At 58.8% G+C, this 2582-nt stretch carries 5 protein-coding genes; 4 read left to right on the top strand and 1 reads right to left on the bottom strand.

What is annotated here, in order from left to right; all coding sequences use genetic code 11:
• Positions 1-66 precede the first annotated feature (66 nt).
• From FVQ81_18355 to FVQ81_18345, 3 genes are read left to right on the top strand one after another with little or no spacing between them, the layout of a single operon-like run.
• Entirely contained in the window at positions 67-366 is a 300-nt protein-coding gene (locus tag FVQ81_18355; GenBank protein MBW7998493.1) for a hypothetical protein, read from the top strand.
• A 12-nt stretch (positions 367-378) separates the two neighbouring features.
• Positions 379-690, top strand: a complete 312-nt coding sequence (locus tag FVQ81_18350; GenBank protein ID MBW7998492.1) for a hypothetical protein — start codon at positions 379-381, stop codon at positions 688-690.
• Between the two features lie 47 nt (positions 691-737).
• Positions 738-1265: a DUF3486 family protein gene (locus FVQ81_18345; protein MBW7998491.1), complete on the top strand. Its 528-nt coding sequence runs from the start codon at positions 738-740 to the stop codon at positions 1263-1265.
• On the opposite strand, the gene FVQ81_18340 is transcribed toward FVQ81_18345, so the two are convergent.
• On the bottom strand, positions 1266-1820 hold the full coding sequence (locus tag FVQ81_18340; GenBank protein ID MBW7998490.1) for a hypothetical protein: 555 nt from the start codon (positions 1818-1820) through the stop codon (positions 1266-1268). It lies immediately after the preceding gene.
• Between FVQ81_18340 and FVQ81_18335 the strand changes: the two genes are divergently transcribed.
• A partial coding sequence (locus tag FVQ81_18335; protein MBW7998489.1) for a hypothetical protein occupies positions 1819-2582 on the top strand: 764 nt, incomplete at its 3' end. The two genes, FVQ81_18340 and FVQ81_18335, sit on opposite strands and share 2 nt — an antisense overlap.

Genomic DNA, 2582 nt, shown 5'->3' with positions numbered 1-2582 from the left:
CTCCCCGGAAAAATCGGCAAGGCCTGCGGACAAGCCTGTCTTCAGGCCCATTGAGAAGGTGACCTGATGGCGGCGGCCGCACCCGTCATATCCTGGTCCGCCGTGGGCGGCCTGATGTCCTTCATCATGATCTGGTCCGGGGTCATGCTGTGGGCCATGAAGCGCATCCTGGCCGGGGTGGAAGACAAACTGGATGGGCACATTTCGGAGTTCAAGGATTTGGAGGCAAAGCTGACCGCCCTGCAAATCGAACTGCCCAAGGAATACGTGCGGCGGGAGGACTGGATACGCTTCGGGACAACGATTGACGCCAAGTTGGACCGGGTGCATGACCGCCTGGATGAATTGAAAGCGAAGGTATCATGAGCGGAGCGATCAATGAAAGGCGTTGACCTGGAAAAAGCCCGCCGCGAGGAAACGCGCTGGCGCATCCTCAAGGCCCTGGATGCGGGCCGCCCGCATTCCGTAACCGAAGCCCTGCTGCTTTCGGTGCTGGATGACGTGCATCTTTCCGTGACGGAACTCGAACTGCGCCGGGAACTGGACTACCTGGAGGACCGGGGCCTGGTCCACATCCACGGCAAGGACGACAACGATTGGCAAGCCGATCTGACCCGCGACGGCGTCGACGTGGTGGAATACACCGTTTCCGTGGAACCCGGCATCGCCCGCCCTCCCAAGAATCGCTAGGCCGGGCCGGGCAGGCTTGCCCGTCCCGCCATATGTAGAGGGTAGCCATGCCTCCCCGCTCCCCGATCATTCAGCTTCCAGATCAGGTCAAGACCGAACTGGACCAGCGGCTATTGGCCGGTGGCTTCGCCGGGTACGCGGGCCTCGCCGTGTGGTTGGAGGATCAGGGCTTCTCCATCAGCAAGTCCGCCTTGCACCGCTACGGCAGCGCCTTCGAGGAAAAGACCGAGAAGCTGCGGGCCGCAACCCAAATGTCCATCCAACTGGCCGAAACGGTGGGGGACGATGCGGGCGCCATGAACGACGCCTTGATCCGGCTGGCCCAGGGGGAATTGTTCGAGCAACTGCTCGAGGCGGATAAGGACGGGAAATCCCTGGTGGACGCGCTCCCGGAAATCACCCTCTCCGTGGCCCGCCTCACCCGCGCCTCCGTGCTGCAAAAGAAATGGCAGACCGAGTTCCGCGACAAACTGAAAGCGGCCGCCCGGGAGGTGGACAAGATCGCCCGCAAGGGCGGCCTCACCGATGAAGCGGCCGGGACGATCCGGGAGAAGATTCTGGGGGTGGTGGGGTGATTACATAAACTCTTGGGAGAGGCGCAGGTAATCTTCGAAGCCTTGAGGAAGAGACTCTCCTATTGCCGCTAGACGTGCTTGAGCAGCTCTAAAATCTTTGGCCGCGCCGGGATATTCCGGCCCGTCTGAGTCCTTAGACATCACCATTTTAATTCTAGCTTCATGAATATCCCAGAGCGCATTAACGACAGATGTATAAATGAGATCATGCTCGGGTTTAAAAAGAAAATGTACAGGGCCACGTTGTGATCGAAATTCAATTATTCGATCACGCAATCCGTTTAAATCGTTTTCACCAATCGGAGACAATCCGACTTGGAGAATCTCCCTGAAAGACTCATAAACTGCTAACCGCCTGTCTAAAATTTGGTATTTGAATCGCTCCCGATCAAGAGTGTGCTGCCTCAATTGAAGCCGGAATACCAGGAGGGCAACCACGGCAACCGCGAAGCCAGTAATGAATGGGCCGAAAGCTATTATAAAATCAATCCAATCCGGTTCACCCTTTTCAAGAATTATCCGTATTGATCCTGGGTAATTATAGAATGGTTCCATGAGCGCACCTCCCGTCCTCCTAACGTACCAACAAAAATGGATCTCCGACACCTCGCCCGTCAAGGTGTACGAGAAGTCCCGGCGCATCGGTATATCCTGGGCGGAGGCGGCGGACGATGCCCTCTACGCGGCCAGCGAAAGCGGGGATGACGTCTGGTACATCGGCTATAACCAGGACATGGCGCGGGAATATATCGAAGACGCCGCGTTCTGGTCCAGGAACTACCAACTGGCCGCCGAGGAAATGGAAGAGGACGTGCTGGCCGATGAGGGGATCGACGGCAAGGATATCCAGGTCTACCGCATCAAGTTCGCCTCCGGGAACAAAGTCACGGCGCTGTCCTCCCGGCCCGCCAACCTGCGCGGAAAGCAGGGGCGGGTGGTGATCGATGAGGCGGCCTTTCATCCCGATCTGGCCGGGCTGATCAAGGCGGCCCTGGCCTTGCTGATGTGGGGCGGGTCGGTGCGGATCATTTCCACCCACGACGGGGAGGACAACCATTTCAACGAGATCATCCAGGACATTCTTGCGGGCAAGCTCCCCTATTCCCTGCACCGCATCACCATCGACGACGCCCTTGACCAGGGCCTTTACGAGCGCATCTGCCTGCGCCTGGGGAAGACGCCCTCCCCCGAGGGCAAAGCCGCCTGGCGGGCCGAACTGTTCAAGATGTATGGCGACGATGCCGATGAGGAATTGCTCTGCATTGCCTCCCAGGGCGGCGGCGCCTACCTCTCCCGCGCCCTGATCGAATCGCGCAT

This window comes from Candidatus Glassbacteria bacterium (assembly GCA_019456185.1).
Classification (GTDB): Bacteria; Gemmatimonadota; Glassbacteria; order GWA2-58-10; family GWA2-58-10; genus JAJRTS01.
Note: the sequence above shows the minus strand (reverse complement) of the source record. Positions and strands in the feature narration are given on the sequence as shown.